The organism is Candidatus Krumholzibacteriota bacterium, assembly GCA_034520215.1.
Taxonomy (GTDB): domain Bacteria; phylum Krumholzibacteriota; class Krumholzibacteriia; order Krumholzibacteriales; family WJIX01; genus JAGHBT01.
The window spans coordinates 713,632-734,646 of sequence record JAXHNR010000002.1 but is presented as its reverse complement, the minus strand read 5'-3'; the positions used below and the strand labels follow the sequence as shown (position 1 = coordinate 734,646).

The following is a 21,015-nucleotide window of genomic DNA, read 5'->3' as shown; positions in this document are numbered from 1 at the left end:
TATGATCTCTTTCAGCTGAGCCCCATGACCTTTCGAAGAGCTTTTCCGAACTCAGGATAGTTCACCTTCACCCCGTCATCCAGGTCAATATCTATATTCTTCGTAGCCAATGGATACAGAACTTCTCTCTCATACTTCTCAAGCTCGTTAATTATCTTTCTGATCTTCTCTATCTCTTTTAGGGCTTTGGTCTTCTCCCTCTTATCCTCACTGCTTAATCTCACATGCTCCAGATGATCCTTCCTGGATCTGAGCTTGGCCCGGTAATCCCGAAGGTATCCGTTCAGCACTACACTCACCGTATCGGGACGGTACCGGTGCATATATATCAGCGCCTGAAAGCTCTTCTTCGGGCTGGAGAAAAGCCAGTATATGGGACGCTTTTTATAACGCCTCACATGATCTTTGTAGAATTTTGTTAAGAAATATTTACGGACTGTCAGCTTCTTCCCCTCTCTGGGCTCCAGAGAGTTTTCTATAAATTGCAGGTTCTCTTCAAACTTCTCCTCGCCAAAAGCAACCTTCAGGAATCTGTAGAATCGTTCTGTGATATCGTCGTTAAACCAGCCCCTGTCAAGAACCGGAATAACGTTGTCGTCATCAGCCATGAAGCTGGGCTCGGGAACCTTCTCCAGGTAGTCACCTATGGTCTCTCCCTGGTTGGCAAGTATCAGCCCCGGCTTATCCAGGGAGTATCTTCCGAACATGCATCCGACCGCATAGGAGATGAGTTCTTTCATGGTATCGGAAAGAAGGAGAGCTTCCAGCTCTTCTTCACTTCGGTCTCCTTTGTATCTGTAATGGGGGTTACAGGTCAGGGTGATCTCCTTCAGGGGAACATCCGGAGTCAGCTCTTCTTCCAGCCCGTAGGCCTCGATAAAGATGCGGTTGTTCTCTTCCTCCAGCTCTTTCATCCGGTCTGTCATCCCCTGCCAGTGTTCGCGGAGTTCGGAGTAGGTTTCTTTGAGGGTGGGGTGGCGGAACTCAGGGCTGAGCAGTGGGAGTGTCTCGAAATCCCAGGAGCGTTCGTAGGCATCCCAGTCGGATTTGGCGATTTTAATATTTTCTCTTACTATTTTGTCAATGTCATTCAAAGTAATACGATCGAGAGCAATTATTGGAGTTTTAGCAATCTGTCCAACCTCATAATTTAAAGTAGGACTCAAAGAAGATATTAAAGGATCTTTTATGACTCCATTAAAGAATCCTAATAAATGAATTATTTTATTATTTTTTCCGAATATGGAACAACCAGCGACATCAAAAATAAATCCTTCTGGAAAATATCTCATAGCTAATCCACCAGAGGTAACTTTAGACCATGAAATGCTTTCTCTAAAATAAAAATGCGTATTTTGAGGTCTAGATCGAATATTTCCAGAGCTGTCTTTAAAGTTTTTTATCCTTTCACCATCATTTTCCCAATCTACCACGTAATAATGATTTCCATACCATTTTCTATATTTACCACCGCTATTATATGGAAACCACTTTAATGATTCCTCAAATCCAAAGAAACCAATTTTATGAAAACTGATCTCTTGCCAATTTCTTCTAAATAAATTATTGTCCCCGGATTGTAAACCCACACAGGGTTTAGCAACCGGGGACAATAAATCACCTATCACAAATATCTCCCGCACCCTCTCACTCGCCCAATACGCAATCGGCGACCCGGGTATTTTCTTGAAGTCGCTGGCAGAGGCGCGGAAGGGTTCCTCTCTTTTTTTAATAAGTTCAGATTCCTTCTCCTCCTCGTTTTTACCGTCAACAAGTCTCAAATAAGACCCCTCGTATTGCGGTTTGATAGAGTTTTCTATAACAAATGAAGTTGTTGATACTACATGCCCTCCGATGCTATCAAAAGCATTTGGGCCCAAATGCGCCATAGAAAAGATGGTGCTGCTATCCAGAATTTTATTACGAAGATTTTCGAAAGATGACAGAAACATCCAGCTTTGCATAGTTATCATACTGACAAACCCATTTTCACCTGCTAATTCCAGATTTCTTTCTATAAACATCGCAAAAAGATCCGATTTGCTCTTCTTGTAGTTTTTTCTGGAAAACTCCTTCAGCCGCCCGTTCATATTCTTGCTTCCCATATAAGGCGGATTTGCTATTACCACATGGTATTTCCTGCCCAGGTAGTCTGCCTGCTCAAGCGCTTTTAGTACCTTCCTGTGTGTTTCATGCAAGAAAATGTCGCTGTACATTCCCTTCTCTTCAAGGGTCTGGCGGATATAGCCAAGGTCTTTCACTTCCGGTCTGATCAGGGAACCGAAGTTGTCTGCCTCCTGGAACTGGTTGAGGGTTGTTTCAAGATCGGCGGTGAACAGGTCCCTTCCTATCCTGTCCATGTACTTTTCCAGCTCTCCGTGCTCGAAAGAGATATTCTCCAGCACACAGATATTCGGCTGAGTGGGATCGCTGAAAAACCTCCTGTCTTTCTCCCGTGCCTTCATTACCAGGGCGAAGGCAGCCAGGGCTGCTGCCCGCTGGTCGATCTCTATTCCAAACAGGTTGTTCTGCAGTATCAGCGATGGTATCTCTGATGCCTGATACCCCTCCCCCTCGTATACTGCGTACAGCAGATCGAATGCGTATACCAGCATGTGGCCGGAGCCGCAGGCAGGGTCGCACACCTTTATCTCTTCAGGGGTGTTTATCCTGAGAAAATCATCCTGTTTTTCTTGATGCTCAATGTAATAATCCATCCGCTTTTTTAATGCTGAATCCGGCCGGTTCAGCATCCATAGCCTTCCCAGGGAGTTCTCTGTCAGGTATCGGACTATCCAGTGAGGGGTGAAAAGCTGGGTGACTGCCGGTATCTCTTCCGGCTGTACTTTCTTTTGCTTTTTCAGTTTCCTGTATACCTGCTCTTTTCTCTCCGAGATGTAGAACTGGTACAGCCATCCGATAACCTCCACATCCCCGCATCTGTCCGCTGTCAGAGTCTCTCTTACGGCATGCAGTATCGAATCTCCCGAGAGCAGGTCCTCGGGGATCAGAAGCTCGGTGTAATCGTCTATCTGCTCGAACATGAAGGGCATTATGGAGTTGTAGTAGTTGCACACCGCTACCAGGAGCATCCTGTACGCTTCTCCCTGGGGATCTGAGGAAGGCACCTGACCATTAAGAAGGCCCAGTACCCTCTTGCTGTCAATGAACGGGACCAGTCTGTCCTCTATATGCCCACCCTTGGCGTTTCTGAGCATCTCCGGCTGGGTGAACCCCGGCTCCGGCGATACTACACCTTCTTCGGTGTAGTTATTTGCATCCATGAACCTGAGGGCGCAGAAACGGTTGAACCATATATATGCGATCCGTTCGGTCACTTCCCCTCTGGAGCTGGCTTCGATCTGTTTCTTGAGAGCATTCACCGCAGCTTTTCTCTCGCGGAGTTCAACGCTGTCTGTGTTCAGCACCCAATCCAGCCGGGCTGATACCTGATCAATAAGCTGACGCCTGGCAGACCTGGCAAATTTCTCAAGGTGGCTGGTGTCCATTAATATCCCCTTCTATAATGCTAGAGACTTATCCTTTTGCCCTCTTCAAGCGCTTTCTCAACAGCTCTTCTTAGAGCTGCGACATACTCTTCTAAATCCTGCCTGTTCTTCAGCTGCGTTTTATTGAAATCTATCCTGATCTTGCTGAAAGTAACATACTTAAGCTCTTTTTTCTCGCCTGCCATTTCTGACATATTCTTAAGAATTCCAGGATATTTTATCTTCTTAAAATCATCGATCCTCTCTCTGATCATGGAGATCAAGCTCTTCTGTTTCAGTTCGCTCTCAAAGTTTTTGAATGGATTCAGCAGCTTTTCCTCATCATCCGCTGAAAGTTCCTTAAACTCATTCTCTTCCTTGAGGTTATCTCTCAGATCATGCAGGATCTTTAAGGCTGCTTCCAATTCTTCCTCTCTGAGTTTCCCGATCCTCTTTTCAAGATCTGACTTCAGCTTCTTCGCCCGCCTCATGGAATCTCCCCGGAAACATTCCGGGTCGTTAAGTATACCTTTCAGTTCCTCCTTTTCCTCTCCTTCGAGGTAGTCCAGGTTTGGGCCCTGAAGCTTCAGAAATTCTGAGATATCATCATAAATCTTCAAAGGGCTTCCGCTCATAAAGTGCCGCACCGGGTCTATGACCTGCTCCTTGAGCCGGAGAAGCTCTCCGTGTTGTTCAGGCAGCTCCAGCAGATAATATTTATATGACTTCCCTGTGCACTCGCATATCAGCCCTACCGGTTCTTCCAGGACGGCCAGAAAGGGATACCTGTGTTTTTTATCAGCGATAGTTTTCAGTTCTTCAACCAGGCTGCCGAAAGCTTCTGAGGCCTCCTTTCCCAGAGATTTTGCCTCGCCCGCCGACGGTGGCTGGTCGAAAAAGTCGCCGTAGAACTTCCTGAGTTTATTCACCATTCTGGGATCAATTCTTTCCCGCAGATCTATTATCACGTTGCCGTAGGTGTGAGTGTTTAGAAGTACATCTTTCATTTTATCTTCGTCGATCAGATTGCTATCTCTTACCAGGTCTATCTCGCCCCTGACGCATAATCTTCCAAGCTGGCAGAGTATAGCCATTAACGGCCAGCCATAGGTATTACCTTCAAAATGGCTGACAACCTCCTTGATTGTGGTGCGTTTTCCGCTGGCTTTATTCCTTCGGACAAGATTTAAGACTTCGCTTTCCGGTTCGTTTAATGCTTCATCTCCTTCAAAAAGCTCTTTATCTTTTCTCCGAAGAATATTGTCCAGATCTTGCTCTGTATAATCATATTTCCCCAGCATCCTGAGATTCGAATAGGTTCTGCTCACAAGTTTTTCAAAACCCCGGGATATCCTCTCTACCGGCTCGCTGGCCGAAACATCAAGCTTTTTGCCTTCAATGATTAGCTCCGAGTGCGATATCAGTTCCTTCAGCTGCTGTTCTATTCTTCCCAGCAGCTGGTTATTATGAAATTGTTTATCGCTGAGTATCTTCTTTTTGGATTCTTTCTGTGTTACGCTGACATTCTGCCTTACATATTTTTCAGTCCTCTTGTACATGATAAGATCAGAAAGCATTCTATCATCACCGGGCAATCTTACCAGCAGTTCACTGCGGCCCATGGACTGAAAAATAACATTCTGATTATCATAATTTTCATTAAAAGGAGTGATGATATTAAGGGATAATTCATGTTCTCTGCCTTTCTGACGGCCATCAACCTTTCTGGTAAAACTGAAATCCAGGTTGTATTCGCTATGCCGGATTTTCTTAGTTTTAATAATGTCATCAAATATCATCTTTGACATCTCATCAAGGATTGCTGAATCTTCCACCTCTGTATTCTTTATTTCCTGTTCAATGTCCTTTTCCTCGTCGGTCAGAAATTCGTACTCTTCTCCGTTGAATTGGATATAGCTCTGGTTCTCCAGAAGCTCCAGAGCGCTCTTGATCTTATCATGGAAAGAGGTTATATCGGCGCTGAAGCTATCCAGCATTAAAATCCCGATATTTCTGAGGTCAGCCTTGAATTCCTTTATATATTTAACCAGGAATAATGCTTTAAGAACCCGCAATGCGAATTCATCGTCCAGATTCTTCTCCGCAACCAGTATTGAGCTCTGATGATTTGATTTCAGTGTCTCACTTATTCCATCGAACATCCGGTCGAAAGAAGCGATTCTACCCAGCTGGCTGTCTGATATTTTTTCCACCACTTCCTTGAACACCGCAAGCATTGATCTCTCCCCTACCGACTGGTGCTTTCCCTGAAAGGCGTTCTGAGCTGAAAGGTTCTGTATGGCGGTCTGAAACAGAGTAAACTGATACGGTATAAATGGATAGCAACTGATGAAGTGATCCAGGCCCTGGAAATTCCTGTATTTTCGAGAACTTCCTGAGAAGCCGAACAGAGTCATGAAATTGTTCTCCTGCTCACTGTATATATCTGAAAGCTCTGTGATGCAGCTCTCCTTTTTAGCCAGGAGCCGCTTCTGTATCACCTCCTCCACATCCCTGCTGGTCAGTGATATCCTGGTCTTGAACCTGTCTCTAATCTTTGAGAAATCGGTACTCTGCGCCCCGCTTTTCTCCCCCAGAACATCCTTCATCTCCTGCTGTGCCGTTACAAACAGCCATGCTCGCCCTCCGCACTTTGTACCAAGGCTCTCTGCGATTGTCTGAAGGTTGGTCATAAGTTTGACATTCCCAGCCACGTACTGCCCCACTTCATCCACGAAGAAGTTTATCCGGAAATCCTTGTCCTGGCTGTCGATATATCTTTTTACCTGCTCGGCGAAATCCTCTATTGATACCCTGTACTCCTCCCTGTACTTATCTATTATATCCGAGGCCGCGTTTTCATCATCCATCCCTCTTGTCCTTGCATATGCAGCTGCGATATTGTCTGATTCCAGAAGTGTCTCCTCTCGCCCCTTCTCCCAATCTCTCCCGGCTACCTCCCTGTAATTTTCCATGAACTCCTGATATTCATCCCTGCTATCCAGGTCCCTTTCAAACTTCGCAATATACCCCTGCTTACCGTAATATCCACACATCTCATCAAAAACCTTCATAAAGACAAGAAGTACAGCGTCGATATCCTTCTTGGATATGATATCCGCCTTCTGATCAATGTTGAAAAGAACGCTTTTTGATGGTATGCCAGCCGCCTTCTTGAGATCTGCCCTTAGCATTTCATTATCACCACACTTGGGCAGAAACATATCCAGGACAGGTTTTTCATCTATAGATCTGTTCTCAAGAAGAAAAGCGAGCATTTTCAAAAGATGAGATTTTCCGGAACCGAAAAAACCGGAAATCCAGACACCGTTTCCCCCCTCATAGTTATTGTAGGCATCCAGCATCGATTCCAGATTTTGAGCCACCTCATTGGTAAGGACATATTCTTCAACTTCGTTTAAAAGATGTTTCTGGTCATCAGCCTTTATTACTCCCTCGATCGGCCTTTTAATATCCTTTTGAAAAATATCTTTAATCTTCAACTTATATCCCCCTATCAAACCTTGTATTCAGCAATATTAAATGCCCTGTAGTAATTATCATCATGTAGCCGCCCGAACAGTTCCAGGGATGCCCCCTTCTCCGGTGAGTGTATAAACTCTCCCGGAAAGAACATAACAGTCGGCTTTTCATCAGCAGTACTCTGCAGATTATTAAGAACCGTATGAGATCTTATATACGGGAACACTTCTCCCACACCGGTGATAAACATCAGATCAAAATCCTGCCTCTTCATCTTCTCTGCTATCGCCGGAATAAGGTGATTCTCTATATCCAGCGGCCCCTGCAGGATCTCCTTGAACTTTTCTTTGGTTGTATCTTTTTCGATCTCGATTAGCTTTTGCCAGATCCCTCTTTTTTCAAGCAGTTCAACTGAAAGATCATAAAGATTGATCTTAAGCACATCTATACCCATATTTTTCAGCTTTCCCATCAGCTGCTTACCCATCTTTGAGACCTTGTTGGAAAACTCGGGAGGGAACGGAAAGATAAAGAACGGCACCTCGTTACCCAGCCCCTGTTTATTCAGAAACCGGTCACTGCTGAGTACTTTTAATAGGTGCTCAAAACTGTCTTTTATGAAGCCGCTAACCATTCTTCTTACCCGCCAGTACAGCCTGAATATCTCTCTGAGAAACCGGGAAGGCGGTCAGCAGTAATTTATCGTCCCGGATGATCACCATTGCCAGTTCCCTGTTGAGAATCACTGGATTTATCAAACCCTCCTCTGAAATAATACCTGCCTGTCTCATGATCTTGAACAACACTTGCCTTATCTTAGATCTGGTAGAATCGCTGAGTTTTTCCAGCTCTTCATGCCACTCGGCCTTATCTGCATAGAAACGGTCAAAATCCTGGTAGGTGACCAGCATTTCCAGATGGAGATATTTCTCTCTAACCACTTCCTTAGCAAATTCAAAAATGAACTGATGCCTCTTACATATCGCAATCCACAGCAGGCAAAGCTTCTCAAATCTGCTGCCGGATAGTAAAAAAACGAATTCGTCAGCAGTCAGGCATTTCAATCTTTCTTCCACTTCGCGGTAAATTCTTATCGCAGAATTCATCCGGTGCGCCTGTAGCAGATTATCCTGCAACACCCTCTCTTTCGTCTTTTCCCAATCCTTAAGTTCATTATAAACATCAGCCACTATGACCGATTCGTTAAAGCAAAGGTTCCCCGCAGTAAAGGACATGTTGTAATGCTTTTCAGTCTTCATGATGATTCTCACTTACCCACACTCACAGTTAATATTTTAAAATCATATTTTCATTACCAGGTATCCCGCATCCAAAAGGCAATTCCGTAAAACCATCATTTTGAGTCAAAAAACTCCCCTCATGTACCCCCGGAAATTCCTTTCAAAAAGCTTATTTTATGGGGAATTACCCCTGAGTAATAATGCTGCTGGGATTATACCCCATGCAGGATAATATTAAAATATTTTTTTCTGGTAGAGTTCTTAATTGACCGTCTTGAAATGAGCCAGGATGTTCACGTTGAAGACGTTCAAATAGTGCCTTTGCTGTGGAATCAGGTTCTTTCTGCAACCATCCCGGAACATCAAACCAGACCGATTAAAAGGATCTTTCCTTGTTCTCCAATGACGTGATTCAGATGATTTATTGCGATGAATCGCTCGAACTTCCCTCGAATGCCAGAATTTTGGCAGTTGACATGAAGCCCATCCTTAGTTATAATATAGTTATAACAAGGGAGTTGACATGATCAAACAATTACGAAAGCTCGGTAACAGCAACGCCTTGATTCTTGACAAGCCTATTTTAGAGCTTCTTGGGCTTGAGGAGAACGGCCAAGTACATCTCACGATTCAGGATGGCAATCTGATCGTCACACCTGTCAATCCACAACTCGTCAATGCAGAGGAGATGAACGAACAACTCGATTATGTCATGAAGAAACGCAGGAATGTATTGCGGCGGTTGGCCAAGTAATGCAACCAGTCGCTTATCTATCGGTAGAAATCGTATTGGAGATTCATCGACGGGTCATTGAGGAGTTCGGAGGGGATCCTGGACTGCGTGACCGGGGAATGCTGGAATCAGCAGTTTCATTACCACAATCAACCTTTGATGGCAAAGACCTTCACACGGGATTGTCTGAGAAAGCTGCGGCGTATCACTTTCATCTCTGTGCGAATCATCCATTTGTTGACGGCAACAAACGCGTAGCCGTTACTGCGGCAGAATTGTTCTTGCTAATTAACGGAAGAGAGCTTCCAGCGAGTGATGAAGAGGTGGAAGATCTTACGCTAGGTGTCGCCGGTGGGCGGCTATCCAAAGAGCATGTTATTGAGTTTTTCGTGAGATTCGTTAAATAGTTATATGTCAGTTGGATCAGCGGCGGGAAAGGCCGCGAGCTTGCTCTCAAGGGCCTGCCGCCACTTGCATTCGCGTGATAACCGGCGCTTTAGCGGCTGATTTTAACCATAATACTGAGTAATTGCTGAACCCAATATTGATAATCTTACTTTTACGATCTATAGAATTTCAGGCAGGCTTAGGGATTTACCGGGATCTTTTTTCATGCCGGTTGAGTATATTTACCGAAGGGTTAACAGTCTTAAGGTTTTATAGCCGTAATGAAGTGACAGGAGGGAAACTGATTTCAGCTTCCCTCCCGAGTCTTCACACCTGATTAACCGCTAATTTCAATTCTTATTGAGAACTCTCAGCATTGTAGAGAGCTGAAATCTCAGAGCCGCTCAGCGCTCTGTCATAGAACCGGATATCATCTAGGATCCCCTCGAAATGTAACGGATCGCCGGTGGTCCGGAGCTTCCCGATGAGCACGTTGTCGTCATTCAGCAGCGGGTCAGGCATTGAAAAGCTTGTCTGCCCCAGCACGCCATCATAATAAAATCTTATCTCATCGGACATGGTAACAACCACGTGGTAGTACTGATCCAGGTGGATATATTCAGAACCGGTGGTAGTCCAGTTGCCGCCTGAAGTTACATGCGTGACATTCATGTTGCAGTAACTTGCTCCGCCGAATTTCCGCAATCTCAGGGTGTAGTTTCCGAAATTACTTCCCTTGTTTATCAGGCAGTAGTCTCCGGGGGACAACGGATCCGGCAGAGTGGGCAGGGTTGAGATCCTGACCCAGAAACTTATGGAGTACTCTTCAAAATCGAAATATGTCTCATCGGGAAGTTCTATGTAATCATCAGTTCCGTCGAACTGGTAGGCGGAATTCGCGTAACCGAAACGGTCGGTGGCAGGAGTCGCGCCGTAAACGGTCCCGTCATGGCCGTGCCCGCTGACATCTATCGCATCTCCATCGAACGTGTAATAGGCCACCAGATCCGGGATAATTACGATCTCCTTACTGGCCACAGGGCTGGGATCCATACCCTCCTTGAATGCCCGCGCCTTTAATACGCAGCTGCTATCAACCCGAACTAATGAGAACAGATGTGTGGAATTGGTATCCGGGGTGCTCCCGTCAGTAGTGAAGTAGATATCGGCGTCCGGAGTGGCGCAGGTGATTGACACAAAAACGGAACTCTGATAAACCACTGACCCGACATTGATAAATGGCGCTTCGACTTCAGGTAAATCAATAATATACTCCGCCTCGGCGATGGCGCTGGGGTCCATCCCGCTACTGTAAGCCCTTGCCCTGATAGTGGTAGTGCTGTCCACCCGAATCGAATCTTCCGCTGCCAGCATGGTGGAAGATTCATCGGGGTCCGAACCGTCTATTGAATAATAAATATCCGCTTCCTGGTTGTCACAATTGATCTTTACGGATATAACACTGTCGTAACTCCCCGCGGCCGGATCAAAGGTGGGTGTGGATACACAGTCAGTATCGGCCTGAGTGGGTGACGAATCGTCGTCTGAACAGCCGAATGAGATCAGAACAACGGCTGCCAGCGCGATGATAGCTGCTTTCCTCAAAACAGAACCTCCTTCTGGTTAAAAGTTATCTCTAAACAGTTAAATTATTATTAATTAATAACATATCTTTTTTATACAACAAATAATTTCTTTGAGAAGCAAGCAAAATTCCTGCCTCCTTCCGAAAAAGGGATGAAAAAAGTCGTTTTTCAGAATAAATTTCAGTCAGATTCTATTACTTTTTTGAGCCGCTGAGTATACGTCTTGGCCAGCTCCGTCCCCAGAAATACCACCAGGGTAAAATAGTATACCCACAGAAAATGTATTGCCGGAGTGCCCGCCGCTCCGGACGTAGGCGGAGCCGATCCCTGTAAAGGCGAGGTGCCTCCATATGACCCACTTGCAGAAATAAAAGAACAGGGCGGTTATTACAGCGCCGAAGCCGATATCCCGCCATGCCGGACGAACATCTGGAACGTAAAACGCTTTTATCTGCAGGGGCGAAGATGAGGACGATGGGCTACAGGAAGCGTAAGTCTGGAGATAATCCCCACTACAGAATCCTCAGTCTCCCTTGTGCGACCGCATGCTTATGACCGACCTCTCCAGAGCCGCACACAGGACTCTGGGCTCTGAAAAATAAATTCCTGGGCTTGCGGCTGAGATGATCATCTCGAGTGAATTCTTATACGGAGATTCCTGACCTGGATTTATTACAGGTTATTTCATTATAAGCAGTTTGCGAGTAAAGGCGCGTTCACCTATCCGCACCACCACAAAGTAAACACCTCTGGAAAGAGGGTTCTCTCCGTTATTTCGGGGGTTCCAGCTGCGTATCAGTGCTCCCTTTCCGTATACACCCTCGGCAATGTCGGTAATCTTCCTTCCGGTTACGTCATATATCGCCATTCTTACCTCATCCCTTTTAGCCAGTGTACACCTTATCTTTAAATCAGAACTGGCAGGGTTGGGATAGATATCGACCACCTGTTTTGATATTTCTTCGGCCGTATCAGAGTCTGTTACAATTATTTCCTCTCCGAAAAGTGAAGCGGTGCCCGTTCCGCCGATGTTCCAGCCGCCCGCGGTGAAACTTCCTCCGCCGCCGTCATGCCTGGTAAAATGCCTCAGCCCTGCTACTGAAATTCCGAGTTCTCCCAGGGTATCAGCGGATTGATAGGTGAAGAGTGGAGATGAGGACAGAGGGTATTCCCCTTTAAAAAGGTATACCCTTCCGAATTGAACTCCGGCGCCTCCGTAACCGGGGGCTCCGGCTATTATATCCTCGATGCCGTCACCATCCGCATCGGTACAGGAAAGAGAGTATCCAAGCTGTTCTTCATAGGACCCACCGGGGATTGTGCCGTCCTGTATTCCGTCAGGGTTAGAAGCGCCCAGAAAAAGGTATATTATGCCGGCATCATCACCGTATATATTGTTGAAATAGGGAGCGGAAACTATCATTTCATCCATGGAGTCTGCGTTGAGATCTCTGACAATCTTACCCGCGGCGCCGAACCAGTCTCCTATTGAAGCTCCGGTCATGGATGCGTCGGGGATAGTATCAAAAGCGGCGCCTCCCAGATAGAGATAAGCTTTCCCTCCCCATACTGCGCCGTCATCATTTCGGGGAGCCCCGATCAGCAGATCGTCTTCCCCGTCGCCATTAACGTCACCACCGGCGTCTACCATATCGCCGAAGAAATCTCCGGTGTTCTCTCCGTTAATAGTGATATCTTCGTCTGTATCGAAAGGGTTTCCCCCGAAATAGATATAGACCGTACCTGATGAATCCGCTTCGGAGGCCCCTATAATCAGGTCACTGCAGCCGTCTCCGTTGATGTCGCCGTTTATCGACATACCCCTTCCGAACCGGTCGCCGGATTTTGTGCCTGTCAGCACCGCATCGGGAACACCATCCAGAGAGCATCCCCCGAGAAATATATATACTTCGCCAGGATCTCCTGAAGAACCGGAAGCGTAAACTGCGATATCATCGTATCCATCGTTATTGATATCTCCTCCGCCGGCGACTCTGGTTCCCAGTCGGTCTGCGGTTGAGCCGGTAAAAGTCATATCCGGGATTGAATCAGGGGTCATACCGCCAAGGTAAAGGTAACATCGCCCGGCAGCGTCACCTCCGGAATCCTCAAGGTTGGCGCCAACCACCAAATCGATATACCCGTCTCCGTTGAAATCACCGGCAGTACTTACCGAAATGCCGAACTGGTCGTTCTGATATTCTCCCGGGAAGGTTGTAATCTTCTCTATTGAATGGATATTCCCTCCATGAATCAGGACGATTAGAATTACCGGCAGATATAAAAATATTTTTATTCTCTTGAATATCATAATCCTCATTTTTTGATCATGCATTTACCGGTTACACATTTGCATTCGTTTTAAAAAACCACAGTTGCTATTTATTGCCTTAGAAATGCAAGGAGCACCCCTCCCGGAGTACTCCTTTTGATTTTAACTGCCGACAAATATTATCTATGTATAGATTTAACCTTACCCCAAGTTGCTTCCTCAGTACCTACGGGTGAAGATACTGTGTTGAATGATGTGACCATATTGTCATCATTAAGATAAACAGTTGCGCAGGCAACGTCTGAGGCAAAGCCCATCTCAGCAGTTACGCAAAGTGCGTACTCACCGGGTGGTACCGCTTCAGGAATAGGCAGTTCCAGTTCCTTAACAACGATTTCCCCTGCGGGCATATATACTTCAAACGTGCCGGTACCGACCTCTTCACTATCGTAGGTCAATTCTACTGTCAGTTCAACCATTCCAGGCTCGGTTCCGCAGTTTTCCAGAGAAAAGTAGAGCTGCAGAATATCGATAGTCTCACTCTCAACTACTTCTGCTCCGAGTTCTACGTCCACACAATCATCGGCATTGGCTGGCATTGCATAGAGTGCAATAACCAGTACGCTGAATAATACTAATAACTTTTTCACAAATTCACCTCCTTTTATAAGTCCAACTCTAAGCTATTGTATCATAATGATATACTTTCGTCAAGGAATAACCCTGTGCGGAGCGGGAACTGCGCGAGTGCCAGATAAATCTTGACTTAATATACTATTTGATGTAATATGTGAACGTAAATTGTAATTCTAAGAGGGCATTCAATAGAATCTAGGCTAATAAAAAGAAGAATCGTAAGAGCCACTCGCCGGTTCGTCTGTTATAAGGGGGTAAGAGGATTTTTTCTTTTTTTTCCATAAAATCTTCAGCGGATTTTTCGATTTCCATAATAAATTCAGAGTTGGGTGTCATTATATGCTTCCCTTGTGGAAGGAGTGTGCCATGATTCTGAAACCACCATGATTCCTTCAGATCGAAAAATATTTGTAGAATACTCGCAACTATGAAATCAAAAAAGACCAATATCCAATATCATTTAGGAGGGGACTATGAATTATCGACGAACAATGTTTGCACTTCTCTTTTTTCTCATCGCCTTGCCACTCTCACCCTGCCTCGCGGCCAGCGGTGAAGATAACGCGGAGAAACCGAAACCAGCAGAGCCATTCTTATCGGAAAGTCAAATGCTCACTAGCCAGAGTCCTTCCGATAAGTCGATTCAACGGGCTCCAACCGGCATCGTCGCGGCGACACTTAATGTGCCGGGCGATTACGCCACCATACAGGCGGCCGTAGACGTCGCCCTGTCGGGCGACGTGATAGTGGTTGCCTCAGGAACGTACCCGGAAGCGATCACCGTCAACGGCAAGGACCTGACCATTCAGGGAGCGGGCTCAGGACTTTCCATAATAACCGGGACGACAGCTGTTACTACTCACATCGTGCACATAACCGGCTCCGCCACGGTCGATTTCTCCGGATTCACCGTCGACGGTACCGGGAAGGATATACAGTACGGCGTCTACGCCGACAGCGGTACGGACGGAGATATCCATGACAATGAGATCAAGAATATCGCTTATCCGGGTGCCGCCGGCCTGGCGGTGCGGAGAGAGGACAGCCAGATCTACGTAACCAATAACGATATTTACGGATTCGGCCGGATCGGTATCTATACCAGGGATGAGAACATCCTCAACAACGATACCGGCGTCATATCCGGAAACACCGTAACCGGCCTGGGAGGCGCCGACCCCGACCGGATCAACTATGGAATATCCTGTTACTACGGAAATCCCACAATCACGGGAAACCATATCTATGACTGCCTTTCGGGGGCCAACCAGACCAACTGGGCCTCATCGGGAATGGACCTGTGGAACGGAGGAACCCCGTCGGTCACCAATAACGACATCCATAACTGTGGATACGGAATCATGGTGGGAAACTCGACTGTGTCGCTGTCGGGAAACACCTTTTTCGATATCGACGGCGACGATGTCCGGCTTGACTTCATAGTCAAGGGAAACCCCACGGCCCACTGGGCCGAATGGTATGACACCATTCAGGAAGCCGTGGACGCGGTGCCGGTAAGTTCCTATAAGTCGCTGGTGTGGATCGCCATATACAGCGGTGCGGGCACCTATGAAGAACAGGTGGAGATCGACAAATCGCTTCGAATGTATGGAAATTATTCCAATACCGTTATTGTTTCCCCAGAAACACTTACCCAGTTTTTTACCACCAGCGGCGATAATTACCCTATCGTCTATGCCCACGACGCGGATGAGGTGATCATAGACGGCCTGGTAGTCGACGGAGCCGGCAGGGGAAATAGCAATAACAACTTTATCGGTGTGGGCTATCACAATGCCGGTGGATACGTCAACGAAGTAGAATTCAAGGACGTAAAGGACACGCCCTTCAGCGGAGCCCAGCACGGCGTGGCCATGTATCTGTACAATGAAGATTCGGTAGCCCGTGAATTCGGCCTGTACAGCAGCACCTTTACAGGATTCCAGAAGAACGCCGTGGCCCTTAACGCTTCCTCCACCACGGAACTGACCGTGGAGGTTGCCGGAAACGTTATCACCGGAGCGGGAGCGACCGATGTCACGGCACAGAACGGGATTCAGCTTTACGGTGAAATGATAACCGGTACCATATCCGGAAACGAGATATCCGGAATAGCTTATGATAATACAGCGGCGGCCACCAAATGGTGCGCGACTAGCATTCTTAATTATTTAGGCGATGCTGAGGTAACCGGTAACACCATCACCGGCGCCCACATGGCAATCTACCACTACTTCGGCAGAGGCCCTGTCCGCGAGAACGACCTGACCATCGAGAAGATCGGAGTATACGCCTACGGAGTGGTGACCGCGGATCCTCCGCATCTGGTGCCGTCACCATTCAGCGGGGAAGACGGCGCTCTGGGCAGCTCGAGAGAGATCTACAGCGCTGCCGCGGCGGATGTCAATTCCACCGTAAACTCCAATGTTATAGTGTTCAGCGGAACGGATAACACCGATACTTACGGCGTATCCCTGGAAGCCGGCTACGACGCGGACAATATCACAGCGGTGGCGGACAGCAACACGGTAACCGGATTCGGTACCGGAATAGAGTTCTGGTCCTGCCAGAGCGGCTGCGGGACGGGACTTTTCGCCAGCGGTGACGCCCATTATAATAATATCAGCGGCAACACCATGGGAATGTTCTCCAATGTCGACTATATCACAGTGGACGCCACCAACAACTGGTGGGGGCATTCCAGCGGGCCTTATCACCCCACACTCAATTCGGACGGGCTTGGAGACGAGGTAAGCGACCGCATTCTGTTCGATCCGTTTATCGAGCCGGGAATCAGCGTATCCCCCGTCTATGCGGTAACCACCTGTTCCGATCCGCTGACCTTCACATTCCTCTATGACGGGACTGACGTGCCCAAAGAGGTACGCGGCTATGAGGTGACATTCACCATAGATCCGGCGGTAGTGACGGTACAGGACGACGGCACTGATATAGTGGAGGGCTCCTTTCTGGATTCTTTCGGCGACGGCAGTTTCTACGCCACTGATGAAGGCGGCGGAGCTTACACTGCCAACTGCGCTATTCTGGGCGGAGATACCGGAGCAACCGGCAGCGGTGACCTTTTCAGTGTTGAACTTACTCCGGTGGCGGAAGGAACCAGCGCTATAACCATTACAGGTGTGAAAGTGAGAGACCTGGACAACAACGACATGTCCGCTTCAACAGAAGGGGCTTCCGTACAGGTAGACTGCACCGTTCCCACCATGGAAACGATAGCTGAAGCGGAAGGCGGCTGGTACAACTCCGCTCCGGTTTTCAGCAACTTCGGCTTCGATGACGACGTAAACCTCGACGTTGCCGAGTATCAGATAGATGGCGGCAGCTGGACCACCATATTCAGCGGCATTGACGCTACCGAATGGAATGATGACGGATGGACCCTCCCCGGATTCTCCGGGCTGAGCGAGGGAAGCCACACCGTATACTTCAGGGTGGCTGACGACGCCGGCAACTGGAACGGCGAGAGTACTCCGGACACCTACAGCTGGCAGTTCAACAAGGACACTACTCCTCCCGAACCGCCAACCGCATTCGCGGCCGCGCCGGGTAACAACAAGGTCCACTTGTCCTGGACCAATCCTACCGGCGACGCTACCTTCGTCGGCGTTGAGCTCAGAAGGGCTGCGTGGGGAGATTATCCCGAGTACATCACCGCGCCCAACTACCCTGCCGATGAGACAGAAGGTGTTTTAATCGCTCAAACTTCCGCTGAAGCGTATGACAACTCCGTAACGGCGGGAAGAGACATTTACTACTATACCGGTTTAAGCTATGACCTGGCCGGTAACTATTCAGCCTATGACGCCGACGGCTCCGACAGGGCTACCAGCTACTGGCTCGGCGATGTAGCCTCGCCCTATGACGGCTATGTTAATTATACCGACCTGGTCGATTTCTCACCGGCTTTCGGGGAATCGGATGGAGATCCCGGCTGGAACAATGAGTGTGACTTCGGTCCCACCTATGACAATTCCAGTTACGGAATCCCTCTTCCGGATGATGTGGTTGATTTCGAGGATCTGATGATCTTCGCCATGATCTACGGCAAGGTGGACGCCCTGGGTAGCACCAGGCTCCTGGCCGGGACCATTCCCGAACCTCTGGAGAGTAAGGTTGCCTTCAGCCTTGAGAAGCAAGACTCTGACCAGAATGGAACGGTACTGTCGCTTAGAATCGACAATGACGCCGAGACTCTCAAGGGCTTCAGCATCCATTTAAGCTCTGGAGACGGAGGCAGGATTCTGAGCGTCCAGAGAGGTGAGATCTTTGAAGGCGGCAATGATCTTTTCTTTGGAACCATGAGAACAGACAACGGCTCTGTCGAAATAGACGCGGCGGCATTGGGAATAAACCTTCCCATCAGCCAGTCGGGCGAAGTAGCCAGGGTCGTGGTATCGGGCGGTTCGGCTTCACTGAAGATGCTGAGCGCGGATCTAAGAGACCTGGAGAACAGGGGCACACATGTGGAACTTGAAGGAGAATTCGAGGCTCCGTTCATGCCCACCTCTAACGCCCTGATGCAGAATTATCCCAATCCGTTCAACCCGGTTACTTCAGTAACCTTTGATATCGTAAGGGCCGGAAGGGTCAACCTGAGGATCTTTGACGTGAACGGACGGCTTATCAAAACTCTGGTGGATGAAATCAGAACCGCTGGAAGGCACACCATAGAATGGAACGGACTCAATAACAGAAATGAATCCGTACCAAGCGGAGTGTACTTCTACAGAATCGACAGCAGCGGCTTCTCGGCCACCAGAAAGATGATTCTTCTTCGTTAATACGGAGGGGAAGTCAGGAGCGGGGGCGCTCGTCGTTGTCCCCGCTCTGTTTAAACCAGGGAAGAAGAACATGAACTCGAGTATTAAAATCAGATTCCGGTTATTCGGCCTCTCGCTGGTGTTTGGAACGTTGTTTTTGGTTACAGCATACAGTTTCCCGGACGCGGAATGTGGCAGCATTGTCAGCGGCCCAGCGGAATCTTCCAGTTCGACCGTCTACCTCCTGCCCGATTCTTCCCGTATACTACAGGGTGAAAGATGCACTCTCAGCGTGATGGTGGATCAGGGAACTGATTCTCTCAGCTGCGCGTATTGCGAGATTACTTACGACAGTACTATGCTGGAAATCGTCTCTGCGGGGGAGGGAGCGTTATACAGTGAAACCTCTTTTTCAACTTTCTTCGATTGGGAGGTTCTCTACCCGGGCAGAGTGATGGTCAGCAACTGCGTGCTGGGATACCGGAGCTACATTCTGGCGCCGGGAGAGCTGTTCGAATTGGTCTTCGAGGGAAAGTCGGATGGTTGGTCATGGGCGGAAGTCGATTCCGCCACGCTACATGATATTGACCGGGACCCTGTCGGCACGGTTCCCGGAATTCCCGTCGATATCTATATTGGAGAAGTCACCGGAGTAGATAAAATAATCTTCCCGACCGGCAGCTTCACATGCAGGCCCAATCCTTTTAATCCTCTTACCAGGATTACCTTCCAAAATTCGGACGGGGAAAACCCTTTAGCGTCATCCGGAGAGCTTAGGATCTATTCGCCTTCTGGAAGAATCATCAGGGACCTTTACAGGGGAAGGCTTAACAGAGGAAAAAATGAATTCGTCTGGAAAGGAAAAGATAACAGTGGAAAAATCGTATCAGCAGGCCTTTATATCGCTGCCTTGAAGGCCGACGGCGCTCTTTTTACTCAAAAGCTGATTTTGGTTAGATAACAATGATTGGAGTTTCGATGAAGTTCGACATAAAGCAATTATTATTAGCATCGGTTATATTAGCAATCTTCCTCGGAACCCCCCTCGCGGTCAGGGCTGGATTGACACTCTCGATACAGCCGGACACCACACAGGTGGACATAAACTGCGAATTCGAAATAAAAGTCCACGCCGGTCCGGATACATTAGATTTTATGGGCTATGACGTTAGACTTTTATTCGATCCGGAATATCTTGAGATTACCGGCTGCTCCGAGGGTGAGCTTCCTTCAGGTTCAGGAGAAGAAACCTTTTTTTATTGGCAAATTGAGCCGTCCTGTGATATAATGTCGGTAAGTGGAGCGATACTGGGTGCCGAGATTGAGACGCCAGGGGATTTATTATCCATCAGTTTTAAAGCCTTAAAGTCAGGTACTACAAACATAGGAATTACTTATTCCGACCTGAGGGACGGCAATAATGATGGTATAGGGCACGATGCCAAAGGGGGGGAGGTCTCGATTATCACAGAGATAGGGGCTGAAAATACCTCTTGGGGAAGATTGAAGTCTAGTTATATAAAATAGGATGAGGGTTTATTCTTTGACGGAGTACTTTTGAAGAACCAGGCAAGGAGGTGATTAAAAGAGATAATTTAAATTGTTAACGTAAATTACGTAAAGGAACTGGATTCAAAAAAATCGGAGGGGTAAAATGAAATTTTTGAAAATGACGTTCATTATTGCTTTGACACTGTTATTCGCCTGGCCCGTTTTGGCCCAGGACTGCGAAGGCGCGAATAATCCTGACGGAAATTATACCACCAATGGAGGAGATCTTCTGGGAGGACGCGTCTCAGAGGCAAACTGCGCCGGAATGGGCCCCGGATACCCGGGAAACACTCAGGACGCTCAATCCTGGGACGGCTCAACACTCATGACCCAGTGGCACGTCTGGGGAATGGAGATAGACGAAAACGGCGCTGTGGAAACCGCGAGATACTTTGACGAAAACGGAAACGGCTGGATCGACTACTCGACGAATTACACGGGCGGCTACTTCTGGCTGGCCTCCACCGGTCCGTGGGGCGACGGCTCGATGGACTATACGGGTTATCTGAACTATTACAACGTAAGCACCAGAGTCAGCTACGAAGGAGGACAGCCCGTCGGAAAAACATCCAACGTTTACTTCACTGGAAACTTCGACGAGATGGATTGCTACGACTGCGCGCTCGACTTTGTTATCTCAAACGCGCTGATGGTCTGGGAAAGCACCAGCGGAGAACCAAAACCCGCTGACTATCCCGATTTTCTATGCGGAGCAACCGACGGCGAGCTTTTCGACGCCTGCTGCATCGACGCTTCTATTACCTGCGGAGCGGTCGCTGCAGAAGAATCCACATGGGGAGCTGTAAAACAGCTCTACAGATAAACGCTCGAATCGCTGTAAATCGGACAGATAGGGC

General features: G+C 47.8%; 13 protein-coding genes. 6 read left to right on the top strand and 7 right to left on the bottom strand.

Annotated features, from left to right (window positions below; all coding sequences use genetic code 11):
- Positions 1–11: 11 nt before the first annotated feature.
- Genes pglX through U5O15_09820 form a run of 4 tightly spaced genes read right to left on the bottom strand, consistent with a single transcriptional unit; the run spans position 12 to position 8,230 of the window.
- Positions 12–3,509, bottom strand: coding sequence for a BREX-1 system adenine-specific DNA-methyltransferase PglX (gene pglX, locus U5O15_09835; protein MDZ7860944.1), 3,498 nt, complete (start codon positions 3,507–3,509; stop codon positions 12–14).
- A gap of 20 nt (positions 3,510–3,529) precedes the next feature.
- The gene (gene brxC / locus U5O15_09830) at positions 3,530–6,991 is read right to left on the bottom strand and encodes a BREX system P-loop protein BrxC (protein MDZ7860943.1); all 3,462 of its coding nucleotides are present in this window, start codon (positions 6,989–6,991) and stop codon (positions 3,530–3,532) included.
- Between the two features lie 14 nt (positions 6,992–7,005).
- Positions 7,006–7,605 (bottom strand): DUF1788 domain-containing protein, encoded by a 600-nt coding sequence (locus U5O15_09825; protein ID MDZ7860942.1) that lies wholly within the window; start codon positions 7,603–7,605, stop codon positions 7,006–7,008.
- Positions 7,598–8,230 (bottom strand): DUF1819 family protein, encoded by a 633-nt coding sequence (locus U5O15_09820; protein ID MDZ7860941.1) that lies wholly within the window; start codon positions 8,228–8,230, stop codon positions 7,598–7,600. Before U5O15_09820 ends, U5O15_09825 begins: the two co-directional genes overlap by 8 nt.
- Positions 8,231–8,735: 505 nt before the next feature.
- Between U5O15_09820 and U5O15_09815 the strand changes: the two genes are divergently transcribed.
- Both U5O15_09815 and U5O15_09810 read left to right on the top strand, forming a co-directional pair.
- On the top strand, positions 8,736–8,966 hold the full coding sequence (locus U5O15_09815; protein ID MDZ7860940.1) for an AbrB/MazE/SpoVT family DNA-binding domain-containing protein: 231 nt from the start codon (positions 8,736–8,738) through the stop codon (positions 8,964–8,966).
- Positions 8,966–9,352 (top strand): type II toxin-antitoxin system death-on-curing family toxin, encoded by a 387-nt coding sequence (locus U5O15_09810; protein MDZ7860939.1) that lies wholly within the window; start codon positions 8,966–8,968, stop codon positions 9,350–9,352. Before U5O15_09815 ends, U5O15_09810 begins: the two co-directional genes overlap by 1 nt.
- Before the next feature lie 337 nt (positions 9,353–9,689).
- Here U5O15_09810 and U5O15_09805 read toward each other — a convergent pair whose 3' ends face one another.
- The 3 genes from U5O15_09805 to U5O15_09795 form a co-directional block, all read right to left on the bottom strand.
- Positions 9,690–10,937: a chitobiase/beta-hexosaminidase C-terminal domain-containing protein gene (locus U5O15_09805; GenBank protein MDZ7860938.1), complete on the bottom strand. Its 1,248-nt coding sequence runs from the start codon at positions 10,935–10,937 to the stop codon at positions 9,690–9,692.
- Between the two features lie 660 nt (positions 10,938–11,597).
- On the bottom strand, positions 11,598–13,253 hold the full coding sequence (locus U5O15_09800) for a T9SS type A sorting domain-containing protein (protein MDZ7860937.1): 1,656 nt from the start codon (positions 13,251–13,253) through the stop codon (positions 11,598–11,600).
- A 116-nt stretch (positions 13,254–13,369) separates the two neighbouring features.
- A complete protein-coding gene (locus tag U5O15_09795; protein MDZ7860936.1) occupies positions 13,370–13,840 on the bottom strand; it encodes a hypothetical protein in 471 nt (156 codons plus the stop codon).
- Positions 13,841–14,434: 594 nt separating this feature from the next.
- Here U5O15_09795 and U5O15_09790 point away from each other — a divergent pair.
- From U5O15_09790 to U5O15_09775, 4 genes are all read left to right on the top strand, one after another.
- The gene (locus U5O15_09790; GenBank protein ID MDZ7860935.1) at positions 14,435–18,628 is read left to right on the top strand and encodes a T9SS type A sorting domain-containing protein; all 4,194 of its coding nucleotides are present in this window, start codon (positions 14,435–14,437) and stop codon (positions 18,626–18,628) included.
- A 70-nt stretch (positions 18,629–18,698) separates the two neighbouring features.
- Positions 18,699–19,568, top strand: coding sequence for a FlgD immunoglobulin-like domain containing protein (locus U5O15_09785; GenBank protein MDZ7860934.1), 870 nt, complete (start codon positions 18,699–18,701; stop codon positions 19,566–19,568).
- A 17-nt stretch (positions 19,569–19,585) separates the two neighbouring features.
- Complete coding sequence (locus U5O15_09780; GenBank protein MDZ7860933.1) at positions 19,586–20,134, top strand: cohesin domain-containing protein; 549 nt, start codon at positions 19,586–19,588, stop codon at positions 20,132–20,134.
- Between the two features lie 127 nt (positions 20,135–20,261).
- On the top strand, positions 20,262–20,981 hold the full coding sequence (locus U5O15_09775) for a hypothetical protein (GenBank protein ID MDZ7860932.1): 720 nt from the start codon (positions 20,262–20,264) through the stop codon (positions 20,979–20,981).
- Positions 20,982–21,015 lie beyond the last annotated feature (34 nt).